Source organism: Streptomyces sp. NPDC060198 (assembly GCF_042728415.1).
Classification (GTDB): domain Bacteria; phylum Actinomycetota; class Actinomycetes; order Streptomycetales; family Streptomycetaceae; genus Streptomyces.
This window is the reverse complement of the sequence record NZ_JBHWZJ010000073.1, coordinates 1-24,739: the sequence shown is the minus strand read 5'-3', so window position 1 is coordinate 24,739 and position 24,739 is coordinate 1. Positions and strand designations below refer to the sequence as shown.

Sequence of the window (24,739 nt, the reverse complement as noted above, 5' to 3'; positions counted from 1 at the left end):
GCGTGCTCCGTCAGCGCTTCCTGCCGCCCTGGCCCGGGTCCGTGAGGCCGGCGCGCCGCAAGGCGTCCGCCATCGCGCTGTTGGCGGGCGCGGGCGCCGCCGAGGGCCGGGCGCCGCCCGTACCGCTGCCGCGCCGTTCACCGCCCTGACGGCGCCCGCCGCCGTCCGACTGGCGCTGGCGCGGAGGCCGGCCGCCCTGGCCCGGTGCCGTGTCCCGCTCGCGCCTGCCGCCGCCCTGGCCGCCTGCCGCCGCCTCGTCGTCCAGCCGCAGCGTCAGCGAGATCCGCTTGCGTGGGACGTCGACGTCCATGACCTTGACCTTCACGATGTCCCCGGGCTTCACGACGTCGCGCGGGTCCTTCACGAAGGTCCTCGACATCGCCGACACGTGCACCAGCCCGTCCTGGTGGACGCCGATGTCGACGAACGCGCCGAACGCGGCGACGTTGGTGACCACGCCCTCCAGGATCATCCCGGACTCCAGGTCGCCGATCTTCTCGACGCCCTCCTTGAAGGTGGCGGTCTTGAAGGCCGGACGCGGGTCACGGCCCGGCTTCTCCAGCTCCTTCAGGATGTCGGTCACCGTCGGCAGACCGAAGGTGTCGTCCACGAACGCGTCGGCCCGCAGCGACCGCAGCACGTCGGTGTTGCCGATGAGGGAAGCGACCTCGGTGCCCGCCGTCTTCACCATCCGGCGTACCACCGGGTACGCCTCCGGGTGCACGCTCGACCCGTCCAGCGGGTCGTCCCCGCCCCGGATGCGGAGGAAGCCCGCGCACTGCTCGTACGCCTTCGGGCCGAGCCGGGCCACGTCCTTGAGCCCCTTGCGGGAGCGGAAGGGGCCGTGCGCGTCCCGATGCGCGACGATGTTCTCGGCGAGTCCGGAGCTGATCCCCGAAACCCGTGAAAGCAGCGGTGTGGAAGCGGTGTTGACGTCCACGCCGACCCCGTTCACACAGTCCTCGACCACCGCGTCCAGGGAGCGGGAGAGCTTCACCTCGGAGAGGTCGTGCTGGTACTGCCCGACACCGATCGACTTCGGGTCGATCTTCACCAGCTCGGCCAGCGGGTCCTGGAGTCGCCGGGCGATCGACACCGCGCCGCGCAACGACACGTCCATGTCCGGGAGTTCCTGCGAGGCGAAGGCCGACGCCGAGTACACCGAGGCGCCCGCCTCCGACACCATCACCTTCGTGAGCTTCAACTCCGGGTGCTTGTCGCAGAGTTCACCGGCCAGCTTGTCCGTCTCGCGGGACGCCGTGCCGTTGCCGATCGCGATCAGGTCGACGGAGTGTGTGCGGCAGAGCCGCTCCAGCTTCGTCAGTGACTCCTCCCACCGGTTCGCCGGGACGTGCGGGTGGATGACGTCGGTCGCCACCACCTTGCCCGTCGCGTCGACGACCGCCACCTTCACGCCCGTACGGAAGCCGGGGTCGAGCCCCAGTGTGGCCCGGGTGCCCGCCGGAGCGGCCAGCAGCAAGTCGCGGAGGTTGGAGGCGAAGACGCGTACCGCCTCATCCTCCGCCGCGGTGCGCAGCCGCAGCCGCAGATCGATGCCGAGGTGCACCAGGATGCGGGTCCGCCAGGCCCAGCGGACCGTGTCGCCGAGCCACTTGTCGCCGGGCCGTCCCCGGTCCGCGATGCCGAAGCGGCGCGCGACCATGTTCTCGTACCCCGACGGGCCGGGCTCCTGGGAGGGCTCCTCCGGCTCCAGCACCAGATCGAGCACGTCCTCCTTCTCGCCCCGGAGCATGGCGAGAATGCGGTGCGAGGGCAGTGCGGTGAAGGGCTCGGTGAAGTCGAAGTAGTCGGCGAACTTCGATCCGTCCTCCTCCTTGCCCGCACGCACCTTCGCCGCGAGCCGGCCGCGCGTCCACATCCGCTCGCGCAGTTCGCCGGTCAGGTCGGCGTCCTCGGAGAAGCGCTCGGCGAGGATCGACCGGGCGCCCTCCAGCGCCGCGGCTCCGTCCGCGACCCCCTTCTCGGCGTCCACGAACCCCGCCGCCGCGGCGAGCGGGTCGACGGACGGGTCACCGAGCAGCCCGTCGGCCAGAGGTTCCAGACCTGCCTCGCGGGCGATCTGCGCCTTCGTCCGCCGCTTCGGCTTGAACGGCAGATAGATGTCCTCCAGGCGCGACTTGGTGTCCGCCGCCCGGATACGGGCCTCAAGGGCCTCGTCGAGCTTGCCCTGCTCGGCGACGGATTCGAGGATCGCGGAACGGCGGCCCTCCAGCTCCCGCAGATAGCGCAGCCGCTCCTCCAGCGTGCGCAGCTGCGCGTCGTCGAGCATCTCCGTCGCTTCCTTGCGGTAGCGCGCGATGAACGGGACGGTCGACCCGCCGTCGAGCAAGGCGACGGCTGCCGTCACCTGTCGCTCACGTACGCCGAGTTCCTCGGCGATCCTGCCTTCGATGGACGTCGTCACGGTGTTCCCGGCTCGCCTTCTCGTAACTACTGTGCTGCTGGCTCTGCTGACGGCCCGCCCCGCCGTGCGGAGCGGGCTCCGAACCGGGGCGGGCGTCATTCGGGGTGGTCCCCTTCGCCTGCATTGTGCCGGGTGGCCGGGGGCCGTGTCGCGCGACCTCCGCGAAGACGGGCGGGAACCCGTGCCGGAAATCGTCGGGGGGCTCAGCCCCTGCCGATCAGATCCTCGGGGAACGCCCCCGCGGAGGCGGCGGTGAACAGGAATCCGCGTCCCAGCTCGGTCAGCCGGGCCACCCCGTCCGCGCCCAGGTGCTCGTACGGCGCCTCGTCCAGCCGGTCCGTCGTCTCCTCCAGCTCCGCCCGCAGGGCGGTGCCCGCCTCCGTCAGGGAGCCCTCGTCGTCCAGCAGCCCGCGCTTGCGCAGCCGCGCGGAGGCCGCGTCCCAGTCCTCGCGGCGCCAGCCCCGGGTGCCGAGGGTCCAGCGCGGGGACATGCCCTTGCCGGTAGCGGTGTGGCTGACCAGCGCTTCGAGCGGATCGAGGCCCGCGATGAGCAGCGCGGCGAGGTGCCCGTCGCCGCGGTGCTCACGCAGCAGCGTGGCCGCGTGCCAGAACGCGAGGTGCGGCTCGGCCGGCACGGGCAGGTCCGCGTGGGCGGCGTACAGCGGCCGGGCGTGGCGGGTGCACGCCTCGGCGGCCCGCAGCGCCAGGCCGGCGGCCTCCGCCATCTCGGACGAGCCGATGATCTCCTCGCCGAGCAGGCGCCGGAGCGTGGCGTCGGCGGCGCGGAGCCTGGCGGCGAGCACCGCCTCGGGGGAGGCGACCGACCAGATGGCAGGCAGGTGCAGGGTCACCAGTTCGTGGCTGAAGTTGTAGAAGGTCGAGGTCACCGCGCCGGCCCCGACCGCCCCGAGGGCCGCGCCCCGGGCGGCGAAGTACGCGGCCCGGGGGTCGTCGATCCCCAGCGCGCCGAACTCGCTGGAGAGGTCCGGGGAGAAGAAGAGCGCGGAGTGCAGCGGGTTGACGGCGTTGTGGCAGCGGCGGCCGGCGCGGGGCGGCAGAGTACTCATGGCCTGAACATTACCGACTGGTCGGTATGGCGGGAACCCCTGCCGGAGCTTCCGCCTGCGCCGGAGCGCCGCAGGACGTCAGGTGGTCCAGGTGAAGCGCGGTGTCCGCCGCTCCAGGAAGGCGCTGACGCCCTCCGCGGTGTCCTCGCTCGTCCGCGCCTGCGCGGCCCAGTACGCGTCCCGGTCGGTGCGGCCGGCGGCGAACTCCTTCGCCGCCGCCTGGGTCAGCTGGGACCGGGACGCCAGGACGCGGCAGAACTCCGCGACCCGGCCGGCCAGCTCCGCCGGCGCCAGCACCTCGTCGACCAGCCCCGTGCGCAGGGCGCGCCCGGTGCCGATCAGTTCCCCGGAGAAGAGGAGGTACTTCGCGGTCGCCGGACCCACCAGCCCGACGAGCCGCCGGGTCGAGGAGGACGAGTAGACGATCCCCAGCTTGGCCGGGGTGATGCCGAACCGCGCTCCCTCCTCGGCGAACCGGAGGTCGCAGGCCGCCGCCAGCTGGCTGCCGCCTCCCACGCAGAAGCCGCGTACGGCCGCGAGGGTCGGCCGGGGGAACGCGGCCAGCGCCTCCTCGGCTGCCACCGTGAGCTCCGAGGTCAGCTTCCCGGGCTCCTGGAGGGAGGAGATGTCCGCCCCCGCGCAGAAGGTGTCGCCCGCGCCCGTGAGCACCAGCACCCGTACCGAGACGTCGGCCGCCAGCCGTTCCAGCAGGACGGGCAGCTCCCGCCACATCGGGGCCGTCATGGCGTTCCGTTTCGCGGGATTGCTGATCACGACGGTCGCCACCCCGTCCGCGACGGTGTGTTCCAGCTGTGGCTCGGTGCGGTCCATGCGCCGGATGCTATCCGTACCGTTCGCTCCTATGATCCGACCAGGGGTGCCCGCGTACGTACGCACCGCGAGGAGCTGTCGATGGCCGATTCCCGGGGCCGGCGCAGGAAGCTCAACCGCAGCTTCGGCACGCTGGTCGTGCTCGGCGTCCTGCTCGTCGCCGCCGGTGCCGTGGGTCTCGTCCACACCGGCGTGGCCACGCTCACCACGATGCTGCTCTTCGGCTGGCTCCTGCTCTTCGGCGGCCTGGTCGGTCTGGCGCACGCGGTGCAGTCCCGGGGCAGCAGGTTCTTCTGGCTCGCCCTCGTCGTGGCGGCCCTGAACATCGCGGCCGGGGTGGTCGTGATCCACGATCCGCGGGGCAGCGCCGAGGCGCTCACCATGTTCGCCGCCCTGCTCTTCCTCACCGGGGGGCTGTTCCGGCTCGTCGGCTCGGTCGTGGTGCGTGGACCACAGTTCGGCTGGACGCTGCTGCAGGGCGCCTTCGGCCTGCTGCTGGGCCTGCTGGTGCTCTTCGACTGGCCGCACAGCAGCCGGTACGTCCTCGGGCTCTTCTTCTCGCTCTCGCTGCTTTTCGACGGACTGGGCCTGATCGCGATCGGCGTGGGAGGCCGCCAGGTCGTCGGGCTGGTCACCGAGCAGATGGCGGCGGACGGAGACGGCGACGGGAGTAGGCCGAATATTGCCCCAGAAGGTGGCGAGAAGTAGTCCACATGCGACGCCGTATTACGTAGTCGGTCAATACGAGTCGATAGGTGCCCACTTCTTGTCAGTGGCCGGACCTGAGCTCCGAGGTTCTCGACACTCGTCAGTCAACGGACAGTGGTCAGAGATACGCGAACCGAGAGCGGGTGCCGGATCATGGAGAGCCGCGGGAGTGTTCCGGCCCGTCCCGTGCCGTACGAGGGGGTGTGGCGCTTCACCGCCCCCGCCGTCGACGTCTCGGTTCCGCAGGCCCGGCACGCGGTACGTGACCTGGTCGGCAGGCAGGGCGTACCCGTGGAGGACGACATCCTCCAGGGGCTGCTGCTGATCGTCTCGGAGCTGGCGACCAACGCCGTCAAGCACGCGGCCCTCCTCTCGCCCGAACTGGCGGTGGAGGTGGCGATCGGCGCCGACTGGATCAGGGTCTCGGTCGAGGACAACCACCCCTACCGCCCCACCGCGCTGGAGACCGACCACGCCCAGACGGGCGGCCGCGGGCTGCTTCTCGTGAAGGAGATCACCGCCGAGGCGGGCGGTACGTGCGACGTGGAGCACACCGCGACCGGCGGGAAGATCATCTGGGCGGTGCTCCCGCTGAGGACTCCGCTCTGACCCGTCCCGCCCCTGTCGGCGGGGCCGCGGGCCCCCTCCCGGGAACCGCCCGCCGCCCCCGTCCGACCCGGGCGCGCCTTCACCAGCCTGCGGAGGGTCCCGTCAGCTCACGGATCGCCGGCCGGGCCGCGTCCAGAACCGTCATGAACCACGCGGAGAACGGTCCCGCGGCATGCCGCTCGGCCAGTTCCGCGGCGGTCACGAACACCGTCTCGCCGACCTCCTCGGGGTCGGGCGCCGGGGTGTCCTGGGCCAGGCCGACGTACAGGTGGTTGAACTCCTGCTCCACCAGGCCCGACGCGGGGTCCGGGTGGTTGTAGCGCACGGTCCCGGCCGCCGCCATCAGGGACGGCGAGATGCCCAGCTCCTCGTACGTACGCCGGGCGGCGGCGGCGAAGGGGGCCTCACCCGGGTAGGGGTGGCCGCAGCAGGTGTTGGACCACACGCCGGGGGAGTGGTACTTGCCGAGCGCGCGGCGCTGGAGCAGCAGACGTCCCTGCTCGTCGAAGAGGAAGACAGAGAAGGCGCGGTGCAGCCGGCCGGGCGCCTGATGGGCGGCGAGCTTCTCCGCGGTGCCGATGGTGGTGCCGCTCTCGTCGACCAGTTCGAGCATGATCGCTTCTGCGGAGCCGTTCGACGAGCTGTGCGTCGCGGTGGCTGGTGTGGTCGGCATACCCATCCTTCGCTTTGGTTCCCGGCCTTGTGCGCCCGGACCCCTGGAGTCCGGTCAAGTCTGCCCCACAAATGCCGCTTGTCCGTACTTCGGGTCCGGGCATGTCAGCCCCCGCGCGAGCCGGGCGGACGCGCGGGGACTCCCCGTCGTCACCTGCAGAGCCGCGCCTCGTGGGCGGCGTGTCCGCTCGGTTCCAGCTGGAAGGTGCAGTGCTCCACGTCGAAGTGGCCGCCGACGCAGCCCTGAAGATCGTGGAGGAGTTTCTCGTGTCCGATGGAGTCCAGCATCTCCTGGTGGACGACGACGTGGGCCGAGAGAACCGGCATGCCGGAGGTGATCGTCCAGGCGTGCAGGTCGTGGACGTCCAGCACTCCGGGCAGGGCGGTGATGTGGGCGCGTACCTCCGCCATGTCCACCCCCTTCGGTGCGGACTCCAGCAGCACGTTGACGGTCTCGCGCAGCAGCTTCACCGTACGGGGGACGATCATCAGACCGATCACCAGGGAGGCGATCGGGTCGGCCGCCTGCCAGCCGGTGGCGAGGATGACGCCCGCCGCGACGAGGACGGTGACCGAGCCGAGGGTGTCCGCGAGCACCTCCAGATAGGCCCCCCGGACGTTGAGGCTGTCCTTCTGTCCGCCCATCAGCAGGGTGAGCGAGACCAGATTGGCGATCAGGCCCACGGAGGCGAAGGCGATGGCCAGGCCGCCGCGGGTGTCCGCCGGGGTGATGAAGCGGTCGACCGCCTCGAAGACCAGGAAACCGCCGACGCCGAGCAGCAGGAGACAGTTGGCCAGTGCGGCCAGGATCTCGGCACGGGCGAACCCGAAGGTGCGGTTCGGTCCCGCCGGCCGGTTGGCGAAGTGGATGGCGAGCAGGGCCATGCCCAGGCCCAGCCCGTCCGTCGCCACGTGGGCGGCGTCGGCGATCAGGGCGAGCGAGTCGGCGAGCACGCCGCCGACGACCTCCATGACCATCACGCCGAGGGTGATCCCCAGGGCGATCCTGAGCCGCCCCAGGTACGCGGCCGAAGCCGTCGCGGGTGTGCCGTGCGTGTGACCGTGGTCGTGGCCGGCCCCCATGCGCATGCCTCCAGACGGTGGTAAGGCTCAGGGTTGTCCCGCACTTCCTGGCGGGTGCGGCAGGAAATGCGGAACAGCCCTCGGGCCGTCGCCGCCCGACGAAGCCCAGTGAACTACGGGCGGGGGGTATCGGGCAACACGGTGTTGAACACCGTTGTCGTCTGCTCTGACCTGCACAAATGTGCGAGGGGTTGTTATCGGTGACCGGCCTTCGGATGGTGCAGCAGCCAGCCCTCCCACGCGGACTCCACCATCTCCCGCGCCCCCCGGCGCGCCGACCAGCCGAGCTCCTCCGCGATCCGTGCCGCCGAGGCCACCGACTTCGCGGCGTCACCCGCGCGGGGGGCCTCCACGACCGGTTCCGTACGGTTCCCGGTCACCTCGGCCACCAGGGAGGCGAGCTCGCGCACCGAGACGCCCTCGCCGCGTCCGACGTTCACCGTCAGGTCGCCGGGAGCGTCCCGGTCCGCCAGATGGCGCGCGACCGCCAGGTGCGCGTCGGCGAGGTCGGCGACGTGGATGTAGTCCCGGACGCAGGTGCCGTCCGGGGTGGGGTACTCCGCCCCGAAGATGCGGGGCGCCTCGCCGCGCGTCAGCCGGTCGAAGAACATCGGGATCACGTTGAAGGCCCCGGTGTCCGCGAGAAGCGGCTCGGCGGCGCCCGCCACGTTGAAGTAGCGCAGGCAGGCCGTGGACATCCCGTGGGCGCGGCCCGTGGCACGTACCAGCCACTCGCCCGCGAGCTTGGTCTCGCCGTACGGGCTGATCGGCGCGCAGCAGGTGTCCTCGGTGATCACGTCGGCCTCGGGCACGCCGTAGACGGCGGCGGAGGAGGAGAAGACGAAGGAGCGGACACCCGCCGCGGCGGAGGCCTCCAGCAGGACGCCGAGCCCGGCGACGTTCTCCCGGTAGTACATCAGCGGACGCTCGACCGACTCGTCCACCCGCTTCTTCCCCGCGAGGTGCACCACACCCGTGACCGCGTGGCCGGCCAGCAGCCGGTCCACCACCGCGCGGTCCGAGGAGGACCCCCGTACCAGTTCGATGTCCGCCGGGAGCCGCTCGGCCACGCCCGTGGACAGGTCGTCGAGCACGACTGCCTTCTCGCCGGAGGCGACCATGGCCCTCGCCACGTGTGCCCCGATGTATCCCGCACCGCCAGTGATCAGCCACGTCATGCCGATCAGCCTAGACGGTGTGCGGTCGTTCCCCGGGCGGTGTCCCTCGGCGGTCGCACCGGGGTTTGTCGCGCGGGGGGCCGATCGAGGAGGATGATCACTAAGCGGCGAACGGGGTGCAGGACTGACCCGAACAGAGCATAAATGGGCAGTGAACTCAACCTTCTGTTCATCCGATAGCCTCTGCCGATGTGCCGCAGGCTCGCCGGCCCGTTTCCGGGCCGCACCGCGTGCCCGTCCATGCCCGGATCCAAGGAGTGAGTTCGTCTGTCGACCGCCATTCTCACCGGTGTGCCGGTAGCCGGTTCGTCGATCGAGGACGACCTGCGCGCCCTCGGCTTCGACGTCCGTCCGGCCGCCGACGCCGGTGAAGCCGCCGCACTCCTCAGGGACGTTCCCGCGGGCCACCGCGTCGCCCTCGTGGACCCCCGTTTCGTCGGCCACGTCCACGCCCTGCGCCTCGGACTGACCGATCCCCGCTTCGCCGCAGCCGGTGTCCCCGGCGCGCTGACGGTGCAGTCCGACGCGCGGGCAGCACTGCTGCGCGCGATGGACCGCACCGCCGCCGCGGTCGGCGCCGGACGGCCGGTGGCCGAGGTCGGCGCACCGGACCGCACAAAGGACCGCACGATCCCGGGCCGCATCGCGCTCGCCCTGGAGGCCGAGGGGACGGCCGTGCAGCGCCCCGAACTCGGTTCGCTCACCGCCACCGTCCCCACCACCCCCGAGGAGCGGGCCGAGGCCCGGGCGGCCGTCGCGGCCGTGGACGACGAGGCGGTACGGCTGCGCAGCGCGGTGAAGGCGCACGACGGCTTCTTCACCACCCACTTCATCAGCCCGTACTCCCGCTACATCGCCCGCTGGTGCGCGCGACGCGGACTCACCCCGAACCAGGTCACCACCGCCTCGCTGATCACCGCGCTCGTCGCGGCCGGCTGCGCGGCGACCGGTACCCGGCCCGGATTCATGGCCGCCGGGCTGCTGCTCCTCTTCTCCTTCGTCCTCGACTGCACCGACGGGCAGCTCGCCCGCTACTCCCTGCAGTACTCGACGATGGGCGCGTGGCTCGACGCCACCTTCGACCGCGCCAAGGAGTACGCCTACTACGCGGGCCTCGCGATCGGCGCCTCGCACATGGCGGGCGGCGACAGCGACGACGTGTGGGCCCTCGCGCTCGGCGCCATGGTGCTCCAGGCGTGCCGGCACGTCGTCGACTTCTCCTTCAACGAGGCCAACCACGACGCGGTCTCCAACACCAGCCCCACCGCCGCCCTCTCCGACCGGCTCGACAGCGTCGGCTGGACGGTCTGGCTGCGCCGGATGATCGTGCTCCCCATCGGTGAGCGCTGGGCCATGATCGCCGTGCTGACCGCGGTCACCTCGCCCCGGATCGTCTTCTACGCCCTGCTCGTCGGCTGCTCGCTGGCCGCCTGCTACACCACGGCCGGCCGGCTGCTCCGTTCGCTCACCCGCAAGGCGCGGCGCACCGACCGCGCCGCACGCGCCCTGGCCGACCTCGCAGACTCCGGCCCCCTCGCCCAGGCCGTGGCGGCCGCGGTCCGCCGTCCGGGCGGCGGCTTCACCGCGCCGCTGCTGGCCCTGGTGGGCAGCGGCGCGATGCTCGCGACGGCCCTCCTCGCCCCCTTCGGCAGCTGGTGGCCGGTGGCCGCCGCCGGGGTGTACACGCTCCTCGGAGGACTCGCCGTGTCCCGCCCCCTCAAGGGCGCGCTCGACTGGCTCGTCCCCCCCTTCTTCCGGGCGGCCGAGTACTGCACGGTGCTGGCCCTGGCTGCCCGCAGTGGCGTACCGCACGCCGTTCCCGCAGCATTCGGTCTGGTCGCGGCGGTCGCCTACCATCATTACGACACGGTGTACCGGATCCGGGGCGGCACTGGAGCCCCGCCGCAGTGGCTGGTCCGCACCGTCCTCGGGCACGAGGGCCGCACCCTCGTGGTGGCCCTGTTCGCCGCCGTACTCGGCACCCGTACCAGCTTCACCACGGCCCTCACCGCGCTCGCCGCGGCCGTGGCTCTGGTGGTGACCGCGGAATCCATCCGGTTCTGGGTGTCCTCCTCGGCCCCCGCCGTACACGACGAAGGAGAACTCGCATGATCGGCCTCGTGCTGGCAGCCGGTGCAGGACGACGTCTGCGCCCCTACACGGACACCCTCCCCAAGGCACTCGTGCCGGTGGACGGGGAGAAGACCGTGCTCGACCTGACCCTGGCCAACTTCGCCGCGGTCGGTCTGACCGAGGTCGCGATCGTCGTCGGCTACCGCAAGGAGGCCGTGTACGCCCGCAAGGCCGAGCTGGAGGCCACGTACGGCCTCTCGATCACCCTGGTCGACAACGACAAGGCCGAGGAGTGGAACAACGCCTACTCCCTGTGGTGCGCCCGTGAGGTGCTGGCGCGCGGCGTGATCCTCGCCAACGGCGACACCGTGCACCCCGTCTCCGTCGAAGAGACCCTGCTCGCGGCGCGCGGCGAAGGCCGCCGGATCATCCTCGCCCTCGACACGGTGAAGAGCCTCGCCGACGAGGAGATGAAGGTCATCACCGACGAGAAGGGCGTCTCGCGGATCACCAAGCTGATGGACCCGGCGACGGCCACCGGCGAGTACATCGGCGTGACCCTGATCGAGCCCGAGGCCGCCGAGGAGCTCGCCGACGCCCTGAAGGCGACGTTCGAGCGCGACCCCGACCTCTACTACGAGGACGGCTACCAGGAGCTGGTCAACCGCGGCTTCACCGTCGACGTCGCCCCCATCGGCGAGGTGACCTGGGTGGAGATCGACAACCACGCGGACCTCGCGAAGGGCCGTGAGATCGCGTGCCAGTACTGACCCGGCTCATCCCCTCCCCGCTGGTCGTCGACATCCGCCGAGGCGCGATGGACGACCTGGCGGGGGTCCTGCACGACCAGCGGATCTCGACCTCGGGCAAGCTGGCCATCGCGATCAGTGACGGCTCCGGCCGCGCTCTGAAGGACCGGCTCGCGCCGCTCCTGCCCGGAGCGGACTGGTACTCCGTGAGCGACGGTACGATCGACTCCGCCGTGCGGCTCGCCAACGGGATCAAGGGCAACCGGTACGACGCCGTGGTCGGCCTCGGCGGCGGCAAGATCATCGACGTGGCGAAGTACGCCGCCGCACGCGTCGGGCTCCCCCTGGTCGCCGTGGCCACCAACCTCTCGCACGACGGCCTCTGCTCGCCGGTCGCCACCCTGGACAACGACAACGGCCGCGGCTCCTACGGTGTGCCCACGCCGATCGCCGTCGTGATCGACCTCGACGTGGTCCGCCGGGCACCGGCCCGGTACATCCGGTCCGGGATCGGGGACGCCGTCTCCAACATCTCCTGCGTCGCCGACTGGGAACTTGCCCAGCGGGTCAACGGCGAAGAGGTCGACGGGCTCGCCGCCGCCATGGCACGCCAGGCGGGCGAGGCGGTCCTGCGCCACCCCGGTGGCATCGCCGACGACGAATTCCTCAAGGTACTGGCCGAGGGCCTGGTGCTGACCGGCATCTCGATGGCGGTCGCCGGCGACTCGCGCCCCGCCTCCGGAGCCTGCCACGAGATCAACCACGCCTTCGACCTGCTGCACCCCGCGCGCGCCGCCAGCCACGGAGAGCAGGTCGGCCTCGGCGCCTGCTTCGCCATGCACCTGCGCGGCGCCGTTGACCAGTCGCAGCAGATGGCAGTCGTCTTCCGCCGCCACGGCCTGCCCGTGCTGCCGGAGGAGATCGGCTTCACCGCCGACGAGTTCGTCGAGGTGGTCGACTTCGCCCCTCGGACGCGCCCGGGACGTTTCACGATCCTGGAGCACCTCAACCTGTCCACCGACCAGATCAGGGACGCGTACGCCGACTATGCAAAAGCCATCCGTAGCTGAACTCCGTCCGGTCGTGCACCCCCCGGGCGTGAAGGACCGGCGCAGTGGTGAGCACTGGGGAGGGCGGCTCTACATGCGCGAGATCTCCTTGCGCATCGACCGGCACCTGGTGAACACCCGGATCACCCCCAACCAGCTGACCTACGTCATGACGGTGGCGGGCGTGCTCGCCGCGCCGGCGCTGCTCGTCCCCGGCATACCGGGAGCGGTGCTGGGCGTGGTCATGGTGCAGCTCTACCTGCTGCTCGACTGCGTCGACGGTGAGGTGGCGCGCTGGAAGAAGCAGTTCTCGCTGGGCGGGGTCTACCTCGACCGGGTCGGCGCCTACCTGTGCGACGCCGCCGTACTCGTCGGGCTCGGCCTCCGAGCCGCCGACATGTTCGGCACCGGTCGGATCGACTGGCTCTGGGCGTTCCTCGGCACCCTCGCCGCCCTCGGCGCCATCCTGATCAAGGCGGAGACCGACCTCGTCGGAGTGGCGCGCCACCAGGGCGGGCTGCCGCCCGTCAAGGAAGCCGCGTCCGAGCCCCGCTCGTCGGGCATGGCGTTCGCCCGCCGCGCCGCCGGAGCGCTCAAGTTCCACCGCCTGATCCTCGGTGTCGAGGCGTCCCTGGTCGTCCTGGCCGCCGCCATCGCCGACATGATCAGGGACGATCTCTTCTTCACCCGTCTCGCGGTCGCGGTCCTCGCGGGCATCGCCCTGCTCCAGACCGTTCTGCACCTGGTGTCGATCCTGGCGTCCAGCCGTCTGAAGTGAGAACCCCATGAAACTCGGCGCGGTCATCATCACCATGGGCAACCGGCCCATGGAGCTGCGCGCCCTCCTCGATTCGGTCGCCGCCCAGGACGGCGACCGGATCGAGGTTGTGGTCGTCGGCAACGGTGCCCCCGTACCGGACGTCCCCGAAGGCGTCCGGACCGTGGAACTCCCCGAGAACCTCGGCATCCCCGGCGGCCGCAACGTCGGCATCGAGGCATTCGGCCCCGGCGGCACCGATGTCGACGTGCTGCTCTTCCTCGACGACGACGGCCGCCTCCCGCGGACCGACACCGCCGAACTCTGCCGCCGGGCCTTCGCCGAGGACCCGGAGCTCGGCATCGTCAGCTTCCGCATCGCCGACCCCGAGACCGGGGTCACCCAGCGACGGCACGTCCCCCGGCTGCGCGCCTCGGATCCGATGCGCTCCTCCCGGGTGACGACCTTCCTCGGCGGCGCCAACGCGGTACGCACCGCCGTGCTCGCCGAGGTCGGCGGGCTGCCCGACGCGTTCTTCTACGCCCACGAGGAGACCGACCTCGCCTGGCGGGCGCTCGACGCGGGGTGGCTGATCGACTACCGCGCCGACATGGTGCTCAGCCATCCCGCCACCGCACCCTCCCGGCACGCCGTCTACCACCGGATGGTGGCCCGCAACAGGGTCTGGCTCGCCCGCCGCAACCTTCCCGCCCCGCTTGTCCCGGTCTACCTGGGCACATGGGTTCTGCTCACTCTGGTGCGGCGCCCCTCGCTGCCCGCCCTCAAGGCGTGGTCCGGCGGTTTCCGCGAAGGATGGGCGACACCCTGCGGCCCCCGGCGCCCCATGAGGTGGCGCACGGTCTGGCGGCTGACGAAACTGGGCCGTCCCCCGGTGATCTGACCGGCTCCGAGACCTGTCGGGTGGCCTTCGAACGGTCGTGGACGGGTCCGGTGCGTGCGACTCCAAGGCGGCGGGATGGCCTCGTGGCGGAGCCACGGGGACGTTCCGGCAACGCGGGAAGCGTGCGTGCCAGGGCGTGGCCGCCCGATCAAAGGCCGACCGACTGGTTCTGAGACCATGGGATCCGTATGCATTCCTTTCCGGGTCCTGTCCGCCTGCGCCGCGCTCCTTCACCGGCCGCGTGGATCGAAGACGAGAGTTTCCATCTGTGAGTGACACAACGCATGACGGGCTGGTCGCCATGAGCGTCCCGCCGTCGGCCGACGAGGGGCTGAGCCCGGCGCAGCTGGCCGAGAAGTACGGCCTCACCGTGAGCGGGGCCCGGCCGGGGCTGATCGCCTACGTCCGCCAGCTCTGGGGCCGCCGCCACTTCATCATGGCGTTCTCCCGGGCGAAGCTGACCGCTCAGTACAGCCAGGCCAAGCTCGGCCAGTTGTGGCAGGTGGCCACCCCGCTGCTGAACGCGCTGGTCTACTACCTGATCTTCGGCCTGATCCTCGGCACGCGGAAGGGGATGAGCCAGGACGTCTTCATCCCGTTCCTCGTGACCGGCGTCTTCGTCTTCACGTTCACCCAGAGCTCGGTCATGGCGGGTGTCCGCGCGATCTCCGGCAACCTCGGCCTGGTGCGGGCCCTGCACTTCCCCCGGGCCTCGCTGCCGATCTCGTTCTCCCTCCAGCAGCTCCAGCAGCTGCTGTTCTCGATGATCGTGCTGGTGGCGGTCGCCGTGGCGTTCGGCAGCTACCCCACTCTCTCGTGGCTGCTGGTGATCCCCGCCCTGGTCCTCCAGTTCTGCTTCAACACCGGTCTGGCGATGGTCATGGCCCGCCTCGGGAGCAAGACCCCCGACCTGGCGCAGCTGATGCCGTTCGTGATGCGCACCTGGATGTACGCGTCCGGCGTCATGTTCTCCATCACGGTGATGCTCCAGGACAAGCCGCAGTGGATCGCCAACGTGCTCCAGTACAACCCCGCGGCCGTCTACATGGACCTGGTCCGCTTCGCCCTCATCGACGGCTACGGCGCGGAGAACCTCCCGGCCCACGTCTGGGCCGTCGCCACCGCCTGGGCGCTCGTGGTGGGCGCCTTGGGCTTCGTGTACTTCTGGAAGGCAGAGGAACGGTACGGCCGTGGCTGACGACAACACTCAGGGGCGGGTCCCCACCGTCATCGCGGACGGCGTCCACATCGTGTACCGCGTCAACGGCGGAGGCGGCGGCAGGGGCAGCGCGACCGCCGCCCTCAGCCGCATGGTCCGCCGCGGCAAGGGGGAGCCCCGCGGTATCCGCAAGGTCCACGCCGTGCGCGGGGTCAGCTTCACCGCCTACCGGGGCGAGGCCATCGGTCTCATCGGCACCAACGGTTCCGGCAAGTCGACGCTGCTGCGCGCCATCGCCGGCCTGCTGCCGACCGAGAAGGGCCGGGTCTACACGGACGGCCAGCCCTCGCTCCTCGGCGTGAACGCCGCCCTGATGAACGACCTCACCGGCGAGCGCAACGTCGTGCTCGGTGGACTCGCCATGGGGATGACCCGCGAGGAGATCCGCTCCCGCTACGACGGCATCGTGGACTTCTCCGGGATCAACGAGAAGGGCGACTTCATCACTCTTCCCATGCGGACCTACTCCTCCGGCATGGCGGCCCGCCTGCGGTTCTCCATCGCGGCGGCCAAGAATCACGACGTCCTCATGATCGACGAGGCGCTGGCGACCGGTGACCGGAAGTTCCGCGTCCGTTCCGAGGAACGCATCCGCGAGCTGCGCAAGGAGGCCGGCACGGTCTTCCTGGTCAGCCACAACAACGGGTCGATCCGAGACACCTGCGACCGGGTCCTGTGGCTGGAAAAGGGCGAGCTCCTCATGGACGGCCCGACGGAGGAAGTCCTCCGGGCCTACGAGCGGGAGACCGGCAAGTAACCGGTCCGGGGACCGCGGGCCGGATGCCGCGGGTGACGCCGGGCGAAACGCTTCGCCCGGCGGGTCGCCCGGGGTGTCCGGCCCGTCCGCCTGTGGTGGTAGCCGGAGATCGCTTCTCCACCTGGCGGACGATGCCAAGTGTCCGGGCACCGTGGAAGGTTGGGTGTCCGGGAGCCGGGAGCGACGGCGCGCAACACCCGGTCGATGCCGTGTGAGCCGTACAACGTAAGCTGTACCGGTGCTGATTCGCGGCAAGTGTGCCGATACGCCCACAGCACGCGACCAGGGTGCGCCGGGGCACTCGGCAGGTCGGGCGGCGTGTCCGAAAAGGGATGTTTTGGGTCAGCAGTGTAGAACGGGAGATGTGACGGCAATGACGGACAATCTCCAGCTCCGACGTGGTTTCGCCGTCCCCGCGCCGGGCGGTACGACGTGACCCGTACCCGTCAGGCGCCCCCGGTCGCCACGCTCGACAAGGCCGCGGACGAGAACTTTCCCGTGGCTCCCTTCTTCCTGCCCCGCGCCTGGCGCGACGACCTGATGGCGGTCTACGGATACGCCCGGCTCGTCGACGACATCGGTGACGGCGACCTCGCCCCCGGCGGCGCCGACGCCCGCCACCTGGGCCTGGAGCCCGGACGGAGCGACGACCGGCTCGCCATGCTCGACGCCTTCGAGGCGGACCTGCGCCGCGTCTTCTCCACCGACGGGGAAGATCCCCGCCACCCCCTGCTGCTCGCCCTGCGCCCCACCGTGCGCCGTCGCGCGCTCACGCCCGAGCCGTTCCTCGGGCTGATCGAGGCCAACCGGCAGGACCAGAAGGTCCGTCGCTACGCGACCTGGGACGAACTCCTCGCGTACTGCGAGCTCTCCGCCAACCCGGTCGGCAGGCTCGTCCTCGCCCTCACCGGAACCACCAGCCCGGAGCGGGTACGCCGCTCGGACGCCGTCTGCACCGCGCTGCAGATCGCCGAGCACCTCCAGGACGTCACCGAGGACCTCGGTCGCGACCGGATCTACCTGCCCGCCGAGGACATGGCGCGCTTCCGCGTGACCGAGGCCGACCTGGCCGCGCCGACCGCCGGCGCGTCGGTGCGCGCCCTGATCGCCTACGAGGCGGCCCGTGCCCGGGAACTGCTGGATGAAGGCACCCCGCTGGTGGGTAGCGTCCAGGGCAGGCTCCGACTGCTGCTCGCCGGATTCGTCGCCGGAGGGCGGGCGGCCCTCGACTCGATCACGGCGGCCGGCTTCGACGTACTGCCCGGCCCGCCCAAGCCCACGAAGCCCAGCCTGCTGCGCGAAGTGGCAGTTGTCTTGCGAAGTGCGCGAAGAGAGGGATGACTCCGAAAGTGGAGGGACAGACGACGTCCATGTCGGCACCGGTAGCGGCGGCATACAGCTACTGCGAGGCCGTCACGGGTCAGCAAGCACGTAACTTCGCCTACGGCATCAGGCTGCTTCCGTCCGAGAAGCGGCAGGCGATGTCCGCGCTGTACGCCTTCTCCCGCCGGGTCGACGACATCGGCGACGGCGAACTCGACCCAGGGACGAAGAAGACGCGGCTGGAGAGCACCCGCGAACTGCTCGGCCGGGTCCGCGAGGGCAAGGTCGAGGAGGACGACACCGACCCGGTCGCCGTCGCGCTCGCCGACGCCGCCCGGCGCTTCCCGCTGCCGCTGGGCGGGCTCGACGAACTGATCGACGGCGTACTGATGGACGTGCGCGGAGCGACGTACGAGACCTGGGACGACCTGCGGACCTACTGCCGCTGCGTCGCCGGAGCCATCGGCCGCCTCAGCCTCGGTGTCTTCGGCACGGAGCCCGGCGCGCCCGGAGCCGACCGTGCCGCCGAGTACGCCGACACCCTCGGGCTCGCCCTCCAGCTCACCAACATCCTGCGCGACGTGCGCGAGGACGCCGGTAACGGCCGCACCTACCTGCCCGCCGACGATCTCGCCAAATTCGGCTGCTCCGAGGGCTTCCGCCGCGCCACCGCGCCGGCCGGCTCCGACTTCGCGGGCCTCATCCACTTCGAGGTCCGCAGGGCCCGCGCGCTCTTCGCCGAGGGGTACCGGCTGCTGCCGATGCTGGACCGTCGCAGCGGAGCCTGCGTCGCCGCGATGGCCGGGATCTACCGCCGCCTCCTGGACCGCATCGAGCGCGACCCCGGGGCCGTCCTGCGCGGCAGGGTCTCCCTGCCCGGTCACGAGAAGGCGTACGTGGCGGTCCGCGGTCTCTCCGGACTCGACGCGCGGCACGTCTCGCGTCTGACGAGGACGGGCCGCCCGTGACCCACTCCAGCGGGCCCGTGTACCGGGCAACCTTCCACTGGCCGACGACGTCCTTCCCTGGGACGATTCTGTGGTCGACGACCCGACAGGAGGGCGAGGCATGACCGGCACCGCACCGCTGCCCGCGCGCGCCGTGGTCGTCGGCGGCGGCCTCGCCGGCATCACCTCCGCCCTTCGCCTCGCCGACGCGGGGCTCGACGTGACCCTCCTCGAAGGCCGTCCCCGGCTCGGCGGCCTCGCCTTCTCCTTCCGCCGCGGCGACCTGACGGTCGACAACGGACAGCACGTCTACCTGCGCTGCTGCACCGGATACCGCTGGTTCCTCGACCGGATCGGAGCAGCCCACCTGGCACCGATCCAGGACCGCCTCGACGTACCCGTGCTCGACGTGGGCCGGCCCGCCGGGCCCCGCCTCGGGCGGCTCCGGCGCACCGACCTGCCCGTACCGCTGCACCTCGCCGGCGGGCTGGCCGCCTACCCGCACCTCTCGCTCGCCGACAAGGCGGGCGTGGGCCGGGCCGCACTCGCGCTCGGCCGGCTCGACCCGGCCGACCCCGCGCTGGACACCGTCAGCTTCGCCGACTGGCTCCGCCGGTACGGCCAGTCCCCGAGGGCGATCGAAGCCCTCTGGGACCTCGTCGGGGTCGCCACCCTGAACGCGACCGCCGAGAACGCCTCGATGGCGCTCGCCGCGATGGTCTTCAAGACCGGTCTGCTCTCCGAGCCCGCGGCCGCCGACATCGGGTGGGCGGCAGTACCGCTCGGCGAACTCCACGACACCCTCGCCCGCAAGGCCCTCGACTCCGCCGGAGTGCGCACCGAACTGCGCGCCAAGGCGACCTCGCTCGCCCGGGCCGAGGACGGCACCTGGACGGTGGAGACCGAGAGCGAGCGGATCGAGGCCGACGTCGTCGTTCTCGCCCTCCCGCAGCGGGAGACCCACGCCCTGCTGCCCGCCGGAGCCATCGAGGACCAGGACCGGCTGCTCGCCATCGAGGACGCCCCCATTCTCAACGTCCACGTCGTCTACGACCGCAAGGTGCTGCGCCGGCCGTTCTTCGCCGCGATCGGTTCGCCGGTCCAGTGGGTCTTCGACCGCACCGAACCCTCCGGGCTCCGGGGCGGCGGCCAGTACGTCGCGCTGTCGCAGTCGGCCGCCGGGGACGAGATCGACCTGCCCGTCGCCGAACTGCGCGCCCGCTACCTGCCCGAACTGGAGCGGCTCTTCCCGGCGGCGAGGGGAGCGGGCATCCGCGACTTCTTCGTCACCCGCGAGCGCACCGCGACCTTCGCGCCGGCCCCCGGCACCGGCCGGCTCCGCCCCGGAGCCCGTACGGGACTGCCGGGACTCGCCTTGGCGGGCGCGTGGACGGCGACGGGGTGGCCCGCCACCATGGAGGGCGCCGTCCGCAGTGGAACAACCGCCGCCACAACAGCGCTCCAGGGGCTCAGGAGCCCCCATGGACATCCGCTGCAGGAGGCGGCATGAGCAGTACCACCGGAACAAGAGGAGAGTCAGTGACCCCGGCGAATCCGGCTTTCGACACCGTGGCGGACACCACGGACGTCACCGCGCTTCTGGAGCGCGGACGGGCCCTGTCAGCGCCGGTGCTGCGGGCTGCCGTGGACCGGCTCGCGCCGCCCATGGACACCGTCGCCGCCTACCACTTCGGCTGGATCGACGCCGACGGGCAGCCCGCCGCGGGAGACGGCGGCAAAGCCGTGCGCCCCGCGCTCGCACTGCTGTCGGCCGAAGCGGCCGGCGCCCCCGCCGAAGCCGGCATTCCCGGCGCGGTGGCGGTCGAACTCGTGCACAACTTCTCGCTGCTGCACGACGACCTGATGGACGGCGACGAGCAGCGCCGCCACCGCGACACGGTCTGGAAGGTGCACGGTCCGGCCCAGGCGATCCTCGTCGGCGACGCGCTGTTCGCGCTGGCCAACGAGCTCCTCCTGGAGCTCGGCACCGTCGAGGCGGGGCGCGCGGCGCGCCGCCTGACCACCGCCACGCGCAAGCTCATCGACGGCCAGGCGCAGGACATCTCCTACGAGCACCGCGAACGGGTCACCGTCGAGGAGTGCCTGGAGATGGAGGGCAACAAGACCGGCGCCCTCCTCGCCTGCGCCGTCTCCATCGGCGCGGTGCTCGGCGGCGCCGACGACCGCACCGCCGACATCCTGGAGTCCTACGGCTACCACCTGGGCCTCGCCTTCCAGGCCGTCGACGACCTGCTCGGCATCTGGGGCGACCCGGAGTCCACCGGCAAGCAGACCTGGAGCGACCTGCGCCAGCGCAAGAAGTCGCTGCCGGTGGTCGCCGCACTCGCCGCGGGCGGTCCGGCCTCCGAACGGCTCGGTGCACTGCTGTCCGCCGATGCCAAGAGCAGCGACTTCGACAGCTTCTCCGAAGAGGAGTTCGCCGCCCGCGCGGCACTCATCGAGGAGGCGGGCGGCCGTGAGTGGACCGCCCAGGAAGCCCGCCGTCAGCACGCCGTCGCCATCGAGGCGCTGAACGGTGTCGACATGCCGAGTGAAGTACGGGCGCAGCTCACCGCGCTCGCCGATTTCGTCGTCGTCCGAAAGAGATGATCACCATTCGTATATGACTCGCAGTCGCCGGCCGGTGTCCCTCGGGGCACCGGCCGACGGAGACCCCAGCACAGCAGAGGACCGAACTGCACGAAGGGGAAGCCATGACAGCGACGACCGACGGAAGCACCGGGGCTGCGCACCCTCGCACGGTCCCGGGCGATCCGACCGACACAACCATCAGGGCGGACGACGTACTGGCCGCCGCCCGGCGGGCCGCGGAACGCTCCGTCGAGCATCTCCTCGGCAGACAGGACGAGCAGGGCTGGTGGAAGGGGGACCTGGCCACCAACGTCACCATGGACGCGGAAGACCTGCTGCTGCGCCAGTTCCTCGGTATCCAGGACCCCGACACTCTCAAGGCCGCCGCGCTCTTCGTCCGCGGCGAGCAACTCGGCGACGGTACCTGGGCCACCTTCTACGGCGGTCCGAGCGACCTCTCCGCCACCATCGAGGCGTACGTGGCACTCCGGCTGGCCGGCGACCGGCCGGACGAGCCGCACATGGCCAGGGCCGCCGCCTGGGTGCGGGACCAGGGCGGCATCGCCGCCTCCCGCGTGTTCACCCGGATCTGGCTCGCCCTCTTCGGCTGGTGGAAGTGGGACGACCTCCCGGAACTGCCACCCGAGCTGATGTTCTTTCCTTCCTGGGCACCTCTCAATATCTATGACTTCGGCTGCTGGGCCCGCCAGACCATTGTTCCGCTGACCATCGTCTCGGCGAAGCGGCCCGTACGGCCGGCTCCGTTCTCCCTCGACGAACTGCACACCGACCCGTCCCGTCCCAACCCGCCCGTGCGCAAGGCCTCGCCGGTGAGCTGGGACGGCGTCTTCCAGCGGCTGGACAAGGCGCTGCACCTCTACCACCGGGTCGCACCGCGCCGGCTGCGCCGGATCGCGATGAACGCCGCCGCCCGGTGGATCATCGAACGCCAGGAGAGCGACGGCTGCTGGGGCGGCATCCAGCCCCCCGCCGTCTACTCCGTGATCGCCCTCCATCTGCTCGGCTACGACCTCGACCACCCGGTGATGCGTGCCGGGCTCGCGTCGCTGGACCGGTTCGCCGTACGGCGCCCGGACGGCGCGCGCATGATCGAGGCGTGCCAGTCGCCGGTGTGGGACACCTGCCTGGCCGTCATCGCGCTCGCCGACGCAGGGGTCTCCCCGGACCACCCGGCGCTGGTCAAGGCGGCCGACTGGATGCTCGCCGAGGAGATCGTACGGCCGGGAGACTGGACCGTACGCAGGCCTCAACTCCAGCCAGGAGGCTGGGCGTTCGAGTTCCACAACGACAACTACCCGGACATCGACGACACCGCCGAGGTCGTCCTCGCGCTGCGCCGGGTCCGCCACCCCGAACCCGCCAGGGTCGAGGCCGCCATCGAGCGCGGGGTGCGCTGGACGGTCGGCATGCAGTCGCGCGGGGGAGCCTGGGGCGCCTTCGACGCCGACAACACCAGCCCGTTCCCCAACAGGCTGCCGTTCTGCGACTTCGGCGAGGTGATCGACCCGCCCTCCGCCGACGTCACCGGCCACGTCGTGGAGATGATGGCCTACGAGGGGCGTGCCGGTGATCCGGGCGCCCGCCGCGGAGTGGACTGGCTGCTCGCCGAACAGGACGCGAGCGGGGCCTGGTTCGGCCGTTGGGGCGTCAACTACGTGTACGGCACCGGGTCGGTGGTGCCGGCGCTGATCGCCGCCGGGCTGCCCGGCTCCCACCTCGCCGTCCGCAGGGCCGTGGCATGGCTCGACTCCGTCCAGAACGACGACGGCGGCTGGGGCGAGGACCTGCGCTCCTACCAGGACAGCAAGTGGATCGGCCGGGGCGAGTCGACCGCTTCGCAGACCGCCTGGGCCCTGCTCGCCCTGCTGGCCGCCGGAGAGCGCGAGAACCCCGCCACCGTCCGGGGGATCAACTTCTTGACCCGGACCCAGCAGGAGGACGGGTCCTGGGACGAGCCGTACTTCACCGGGACCGGCTTTCCCTGGGACTTCTCCATCAACTACCACCTCTACCGTCAGGTCTTCCCTCTCACCGCGCTCGGGCGCTACGTGCACGGTGACCCCCTCGCGGCCCGGGTCGCGAGCCCGGCGGGGATCTGATGGGCGGGCCGCGGCCCCCCGGCACCGCGCCGCCTTCGCTGCTCGTCGCCTGCGCGCTCGGCATCGAGCAGTTCGCCCTGCGGAGCGGTCCGCGCGGCGGCGGCCCCGTCACCGTGCTGCGGACGGGGATGGGGCCGAAGGCGGCCGAGACCGCGCTCGGGCGCGCCCTGGTCCGGGAGGAGATGCGCGGCGCCGCCGTCGTCGCCTCGGGCTTCTGCGCCGGCCTCGCGCCCGGGATGCACCCGGGTGATCTGGTCGTCGCCGAGGAGACCAGGTCCGCGCACGGGAACACCGCCTGCGACGGCGTATCCGTGCTGGTGGACGCGGTGTCCCGAATGTTTCCCGGCCGGACCGTGCACACCGGCCCCCTGACCGGCTCCGACCACGTCGTGAGGGGCGCCGAGCGGGCGGCCCTCGCGGAGACCGGGGCCATCGCCGTGGACATGGAGTCCGCGGCGACCCTCTGTACCGCTCTGCGTCATGGACCACGCCCGGTTGCGGCCGTACGGGTGGTCGTGGACGCTCCAGAGCATGAGCTCGTCCGGGTTGCCACGGTACGCGGTGGAATATCGGCTTTCCGCGTTCTTCGTGCCGTCCTGCCTGCTTTCCATGAATGGCACCGATCTTTGTTGCTCCCCCGGAGGTGAGCCAGATGGCCATGCCGCTCCGCCAAACCATCAAGGTGGCGACGTACCTTGCCGAACAGAAGATCCGCAAGCGTGAGAAGTTCCCGCTGATCGTCGAGCTGGAGCCGCTGTTCGCCTGCAATCTCGCCTGCGAAGGCTGCGGGAAGATCCAGCACCCGGCCGGAGTGCTCAAGCAGCGCATGCCGGTCGCCCAGGCGGTCGGAGCCGTCCTCGAATCCGGTGCCCCGATGGTCTCCATCGCCGGTGGAGAACCGTTGATGCACCCTCAGATCGATGAGATCGTCCGGCAGTTGGTGGCCAAGAAGAAGTACGTTTTCCTCTGCACCAACGCCATGCTGCTGCGCAAGAAGATCGAGAAGTTCACCCCCTCCCGGTATTTCGCCTTCGCGGTCCACATCGACGGGCTGCGCGAGCGGCACGACGAATCCGTGGCCAAGGAAGGTGTGTTCGACGAGGCGGTCGCGGCGATCAAGGAAGCCAAGAGACGTGGTTTCCGGGTCACCACCAACTCCACCTTCTTCAACACCGACACCCCGCAGACCATCATCGAGGTCCTCAACTACCTCAACGACGACCTTCAGGTCGACGAGATGATGATCTCCCCGGCGTACGCCTACGAGAAGGCGCCCGACCAGGAGCACTTCCTCGGCGTGGAACAGACCCGCGAGCTCTTCAAGAAGACGTTCGCGGGCGGCAACCGGGCCCGCTGGCGGCTCAACCACTCGCCGCTCTTCCTCGACTTCCTGGAAGGCAAGGCGGACTTCCCCTGCACCGCGTGGGCCATCCCGAACTACTCGCTCTTCGGCTGGCAGCGCCCCTGCTATCTGATGAGCGACGGATACGTCCCCACGTACCGGCAGCTCATCGAGGAGACCGACTGGGACAAGTACGGCCGCGGCAAGGACCCGCGCTGCGCCAACTGCATGGCGCACTGCGGCTACGAACCCACCGCCGTGCTCGCCACGATGGGCTCGCTCAAGGAATCACTGCGCGCGGCCAGGGAGACGGTCACGGGCAACCGGTAATCCGAGG

At 71.2% G+C, this 24,739-nt stretch carries 22 protein-coding genes; 16 read left to right on the top strand and 6 right to left on the bottom strand.

All coding sequences use genetic code 11. From position 1 onward, the window contains the following. Positions 1-10: 10 nt before the first annotated feature. The 3 genes from ACFWEP_RS12650 to ACFWEP_RS12640 all read right to left on the bottom strand — a co-directional run bounded on the left by ACFWEP_RS12650 (position 11) and on the right by ACFWEP_RS12640 (position 4,323). Entirely contained in the window at positions 11-2,425 is a 2,415-nt protein-coding gene (locus tag ACFWEP_RS12650) for a Tex family protein (RefSeq protein ID WP_387369274.1), read from the bottom strand. Between the two features lie 203 nt (positions 2,426-2,628). Beyond that, entirely contained in the window at positions 2,629-3,492 is an 864-nt protein-coding gene (locus tag ACFWEP_RS12645; RefSeq protein WP_387369272.1) for a hypothetical protein, read from the bottom strand. 78 nt (positions 3,493-3,570) lie between these two features. Next, positions 3,571-4,323, bottom strand: coding sequence for an enoyl-CoA hydratase/isomerase family protein (locus tag ACFWEP_RS12640; RefSeq protein ID WP_387369270.1), 753 nt, complete (start codon positions 4,321-4,323; stop codon positions 3,571-3,573). Positions 4,324-4,404: 81 nt separating this feature from the next. Here ACFWEP_RS12640 and ACFWEP_RS12635 point away from each other — a divergent pair, with 81 nt between their 5' ends. Then, positions 4,405-5,031, top strand: coding sequence for a DUF308 domain-containing protein (locus tag ACFWEP_RS12635; RefSeq protein WP_387369268.1), 627 nt, complete (start codon positions 4,405-4,407; stop codon positions 5,029-5,031). Positions 5,032-5,184: 153 nt separating this feature from the next. Further along, on the top strand, positions 5,185-5,640 hold the full coding sequence (locus tag ACFWEP_RS12630) for an ATP-binding protein (RefSeq protein WP_387369266.1): 456 nt from the start codon (positions 5,185-5,187) through the stop codon (positions 5,638-5,640). A gap of 79 nt (positions 5,641-5,719) precedes the next feature. On the opposite strand, the gene idi is transcribed toward ACFWEP_RS12630, so the two are convergent. From idi to galE, 3 genes are all read right to left on the bottom strand, one after another. Further along, entirely contained in the window at positions 5,720-6,313 is a 594-nt protein-coding gene (gene idi, locus ACFWEP_RS12625; RefSeq protein WP_387369264.1) for an isopentenyl-diphosphate Delta-isomerase, read from the bottom strand. A 149-nt stretch (positions 6,314-6,462) separates the two neighbouring features. Then, the gene (locus ACFWEP_RS12620) at positions 6,463-7,395 is read right to left on the bottom strand and encodes a cation diffusion facilitator family transporter (RefSeq protein WP_387369278.1); all 933 of its coding nucleotides are present in this window, start codon (positions 7,393-7,395) and stop codon (positions 6,463-6,465) included. A gap of 194 nt (positions 7,396-7,589) precedes the next feature. After that, positions 7,590-8,573, bottom strand: coding sequence for a UDP-glucose 4-epimerase GalE (gene galE / locus ACFWEP_RS12615; protein ID WP_387369262.1), 984 nt, complete (start codon positions 8,571-8,573; stop codon positions 7,590-7,592). A 312-nt stretch (positions 8,574-8,885) separates the two neighbouring features. Between galE and ACFWEP_RS12610 the strand changes: the two genes are divergently transcribed. The 14 genes from ACFWEP_RS12610 to hpnH all read left to right on the top strand — a co-directional run bounded on the left by ACFWEP_RS12610 (position 8,886) and on the right by hpnH (position 24,732). Then, positions 8,886-10,685: a DUF5941 domain-containing protein gene (locus tag ACFWEP_RS12610; protein ID WP_387369276.1), complete on the top strand. Its 1,800-nt coding sequence runs from the start codon at positions 8,886-8,888 to the stop codon at positions 10,683-10,685. After that, positions 10,682-11,416, top strand: a complete 735-nt coding sequence (locus ACFWEP_RS12605) for a sugar phosphate nucleotidyltransferase (protein ID WP_387369260.1) — start codon at positions 10,682-10,684, stop codon at positions 11,414-11,416. Before ACFWEP_RS12610 ends, ACFWEP_RS12605 begins: the two co-directional genes overlap by 4 nt. After that, positions 11,404-12,465, top strand: a complete 1,062-nt coding sequence (locus ACFWEP_RS12600) for an iron-containing alcohol dehydrogenase family protein (RefSeq protein WP_387369258.1) — start codon at positions 11,404-11,406, stop codon at positions 12,463-12,465. Before ACFWEP_RS12605 ends, ACFWEP_RS12600 begins: the two co-directional genes overlap by 13 nt. Beyond that, complete coding sequence (locus ACFWEP_RS12595; protein WP_327179180.1) at positions 12,443-13,222, top strand: CDP-alcohol phosphatidyltransferase family protein; 780 nt, start codon at positions 12,443-12,445, stop codon at positions 13,220-13,222. Before ACFWEP_RS12600 ends, ACFWEP_RS12595 begins: the two co-directional genes overlap by 23 nt. Before the next feature lie 7 nt (positions 13,223-13,229). Then, positions 13,230-14,102 (top strand): glycosyltransferase family 2 protein, encoded by an 873-nt coding sequence (locus tag ACFWEP_RS12590; RefSeq protein WP_387369255.1) that lies wholly within the window; start codon positions 13,230-13,232, stop codon positions 14,100-14,102. A 268-nt stretch (positions 14,103-14,370) separates the two neighbouring features. Continuing rightward, the gene (locus ACFWEP_RS12585) at positions 14,371-15,300 is read left to right on the top strand and encodes an ABC transporter permease (RefSeq protein WP_387369253.1); all 930 of its coding nucleotides are present in this window, start codon (positions 14,371-14,373) and stop codon (positions 15,298-15,300) included. Then, the gene (locus ACFWEP_RS12580; RefSeq protein WP_387369251.1) at positions 15,293-16,078 is read left to right on the top strand and encodes an ABC transporter ATP-binding protein; all 786 of its coding nucleotides are present in this window, start codon (positions 15,293-15,295) and stop codon (positions 16,076-16,078) included. The genes ACFWEP_RS12585 and ACFWEP_RS12580 overlap by 8 nt, the downstream gene beginning before the upstream one ends. Before the next feature lie 432 nt (positions 16,079-16,510). Further along, complete coding sequence (hpnC, locus tag ACFWEP_RS12575; RefSeq protein ID WP_387369249.1) at positions 16,511-17,419, top strand: squalene synthase HpnC; 909 nt, start codon at positions 16,511-16,513, stop codon at positions 17,417-17,419. Then, on the top strand, positions 17,416-18,369 hold the full coding sequence (hpnD, locus tag ACFWEP_RS12570) for a presqualene diphosphate synthase HpnD (RefSeq protein ID WP_387369247.1): 954 nt from the start codon (positions 17,416-17,418) through the stop codon (positions 18,367-18,369). The genes hpnC and hpnD overlap by 4 nt, the downstream gene beginning before the upstream one ends. Positions 18,370-18,469: 100 nt before the next feature. Beyond that, positions 18,470-19,858 (top strand): hydroxysqualene dehydroxylase HpnE, encoded by a 1,389-nt coding sequence (gene hpnE / locus ACFWEP_RS12565; protein WP_387369245.1) that lies wholly within the window; start codon positions 18,470-18,472, stop codon positions 19,856-19,858. Then, positions 19,855-20,958 carry a polyprenyl synthetase family protein gene (locus ACFWEP_RS12560; protein ID WP_387369243.1) on the top strand — a complete coding sequence of 368 codons (1,104 nt, stop codon included), beginning with the start codon at positions 19,855-19,857 and terminating at the stop codon, positions 20,956-20,958. Before hpnE ends, ACFWEP_RS12560 begins: the two co-directional genes overlap by 4 nt. A gap of 104 nt (positions 20,959-21,062) precedes the next feature. Next, positions 21,063-23,060: a squalene--hopene cyclase gene (gene shc / locus ACFWEP_RS12555; protein WP_387369241.1), complete on the top strand. Its 1,998-nt coding sequence runs from the start codon at positions 21,063-21,065 to the stop codon at positions 23,058-23,060. After that, complete coding sequence (locus ACFWEP_RS12550) at positions 23,060-23,707, top strand: 1-hydroxy-2-methyl-2-butenyl 4-diphosphate reductase (protein WP_387369239.1); 648 nt, start codon at positions 23,060-23,062, stop codon at positions 23,705-23,707. The genes shc and ACFWEP_RS12550 overlap by 1 nt, the downstream gene beginning before the upstream one ends. A 5-nt stretch (positions 23,708-23,712) precedes the next feature. Continuing rightward, positions 23,713-24,732: an adenosyl-hopene transferase HpnH gene (gene hpnH, locus ACFWEP_RS12545; RefSeq protein WP_266712087.1), complete on the top strand. Its 1,020-nt coding sequence runs from the start codon at positions 23,713-23,715 to the stop codon at positions 24,730-24,732. The last annotated feature ends 7 nt before the right edge of the window (positions 24,733-24,739 follow it).

What these genes read in the sequence shown, in the direction of transcription:
- shc (WP_387369241.1), top strand. Translation starts at nt 21,063, where the DNA reads ATGACAGCGACGACCGACGGAAGCACCGGGGCTGCGCACCCTCGCACG.
- hpnD (WP_387369247.1), top strand. Translation starts at nt 17,416, where the DNA reads ATGACTCCGAAAGTGGAGGGACAGACGACGTCCATGTCGGCACCGGTA.
- hpnE (WP_387369245.1), top strand. Translation starts at nt 18,470, where the DNA reads ATGACCGGCACCGCACCGCTGCCCGCGCGCGCCGTGGTCGTCGGCGGC.
- galE (WP_387369262.1), bottom strand. Translation starts at nt 8,573, where the DNA reads ATGACGTGGCTGATCACTGGCGGTGCGGGATACATCGGGGCACACGTG.
- idi (WP_387369264.1), bottom strand. Translation starts at nt 6,313, where the DNA reads ATGCCGACCACACCAGCCACCGCGACGCACAGCTCGTCGAACGGCTCC.
- ACFWEP_RS12645 (WP_387369272.1), bottom strand. Translation starts at nt 3,492, where the DNA reads ATGAGTACTCTGCCGCCCCGCGCCGGCCGCCGCTGCCACAACGCCGTC.
- ACFWEP_RS12550 (WP_387369239.1), top strand. Translation starts at nt 23,060, where the DNA reads ATGGGCGGGCCGCGGCCCCCCGGCACCGCGCCGCCTTCGCTGCTCGTC.
- ACFWEP_RS12605 (WP_387369260.1), top strand. Translation starts at nt 10,682, where the DNA reads ATGATCGGCCTCGTGCTGGCAGCCGGTGCAGGACGACGTCTGCGCCCC.
- hpnH (WP_266712087.1), top strand. Translation starts at nt 23,713, where the DNA reads ATGGCCATGCCGCTCCGCCAAACCATCAAGGTGGCGACGTACCTTGCC.
- ACFWEP_RS12620 (WP_387369278.1), bottom strand. Translation starts at nt 7,395, where the DNA reads ATGGGGGCCGGCCACGACCACGGTCACACGCACGGCACACCCGCGACG.
- ACFWEP_RS12560 (WP_387369243.1), top strand. Translation starts at nt 19,855, where the DNA reads ATGAGCAGTACCACCGGAACAAGAGGAGAGTCAGTGACCCCGGCGAAT.
- ACFWEP_RS12635 (WP_387369268.1), top strand. Translation starts at nt 4,405, where the DNA reads ATGGCCGATTCCCGGGGCCGGCGCAGGAAGCTCAACCGCAGCTTCGGC.
- ACFWEP_RS12590 (WP_387369255.1), top strand. Translation starts at nt 13,230, where the DNA reads ATGAAACTCGGCGCGGTCATCATCACCATGGGCAACCGGCCCATGGAG.
- ACFWEP_RS12595 (WP_327179180.1), top strand. Translation starts at nt 12,443, where the DNA reads ATGCAAAAGCCATCCGTAGCTGAACTCCGTCCGGTCGTGCACCCCCCG.
- ACFWEP_RS12630 (WP_387369266.1), top strand. Translation starts at nt 5,185, where the DNA reads ATGGAGAGCCGCGGGAGTGTTCCGGCCCGTCCCGTGCCGTACGAGGGG.
- ACFWEP_RS12640 (WP_387369270.1), bottom strand. Translation starts at nt 4,323, where the DNA reads ATGGACCGCACCGAGCCACAGCTGGAACACACCGTCGCGGACGGGGTG.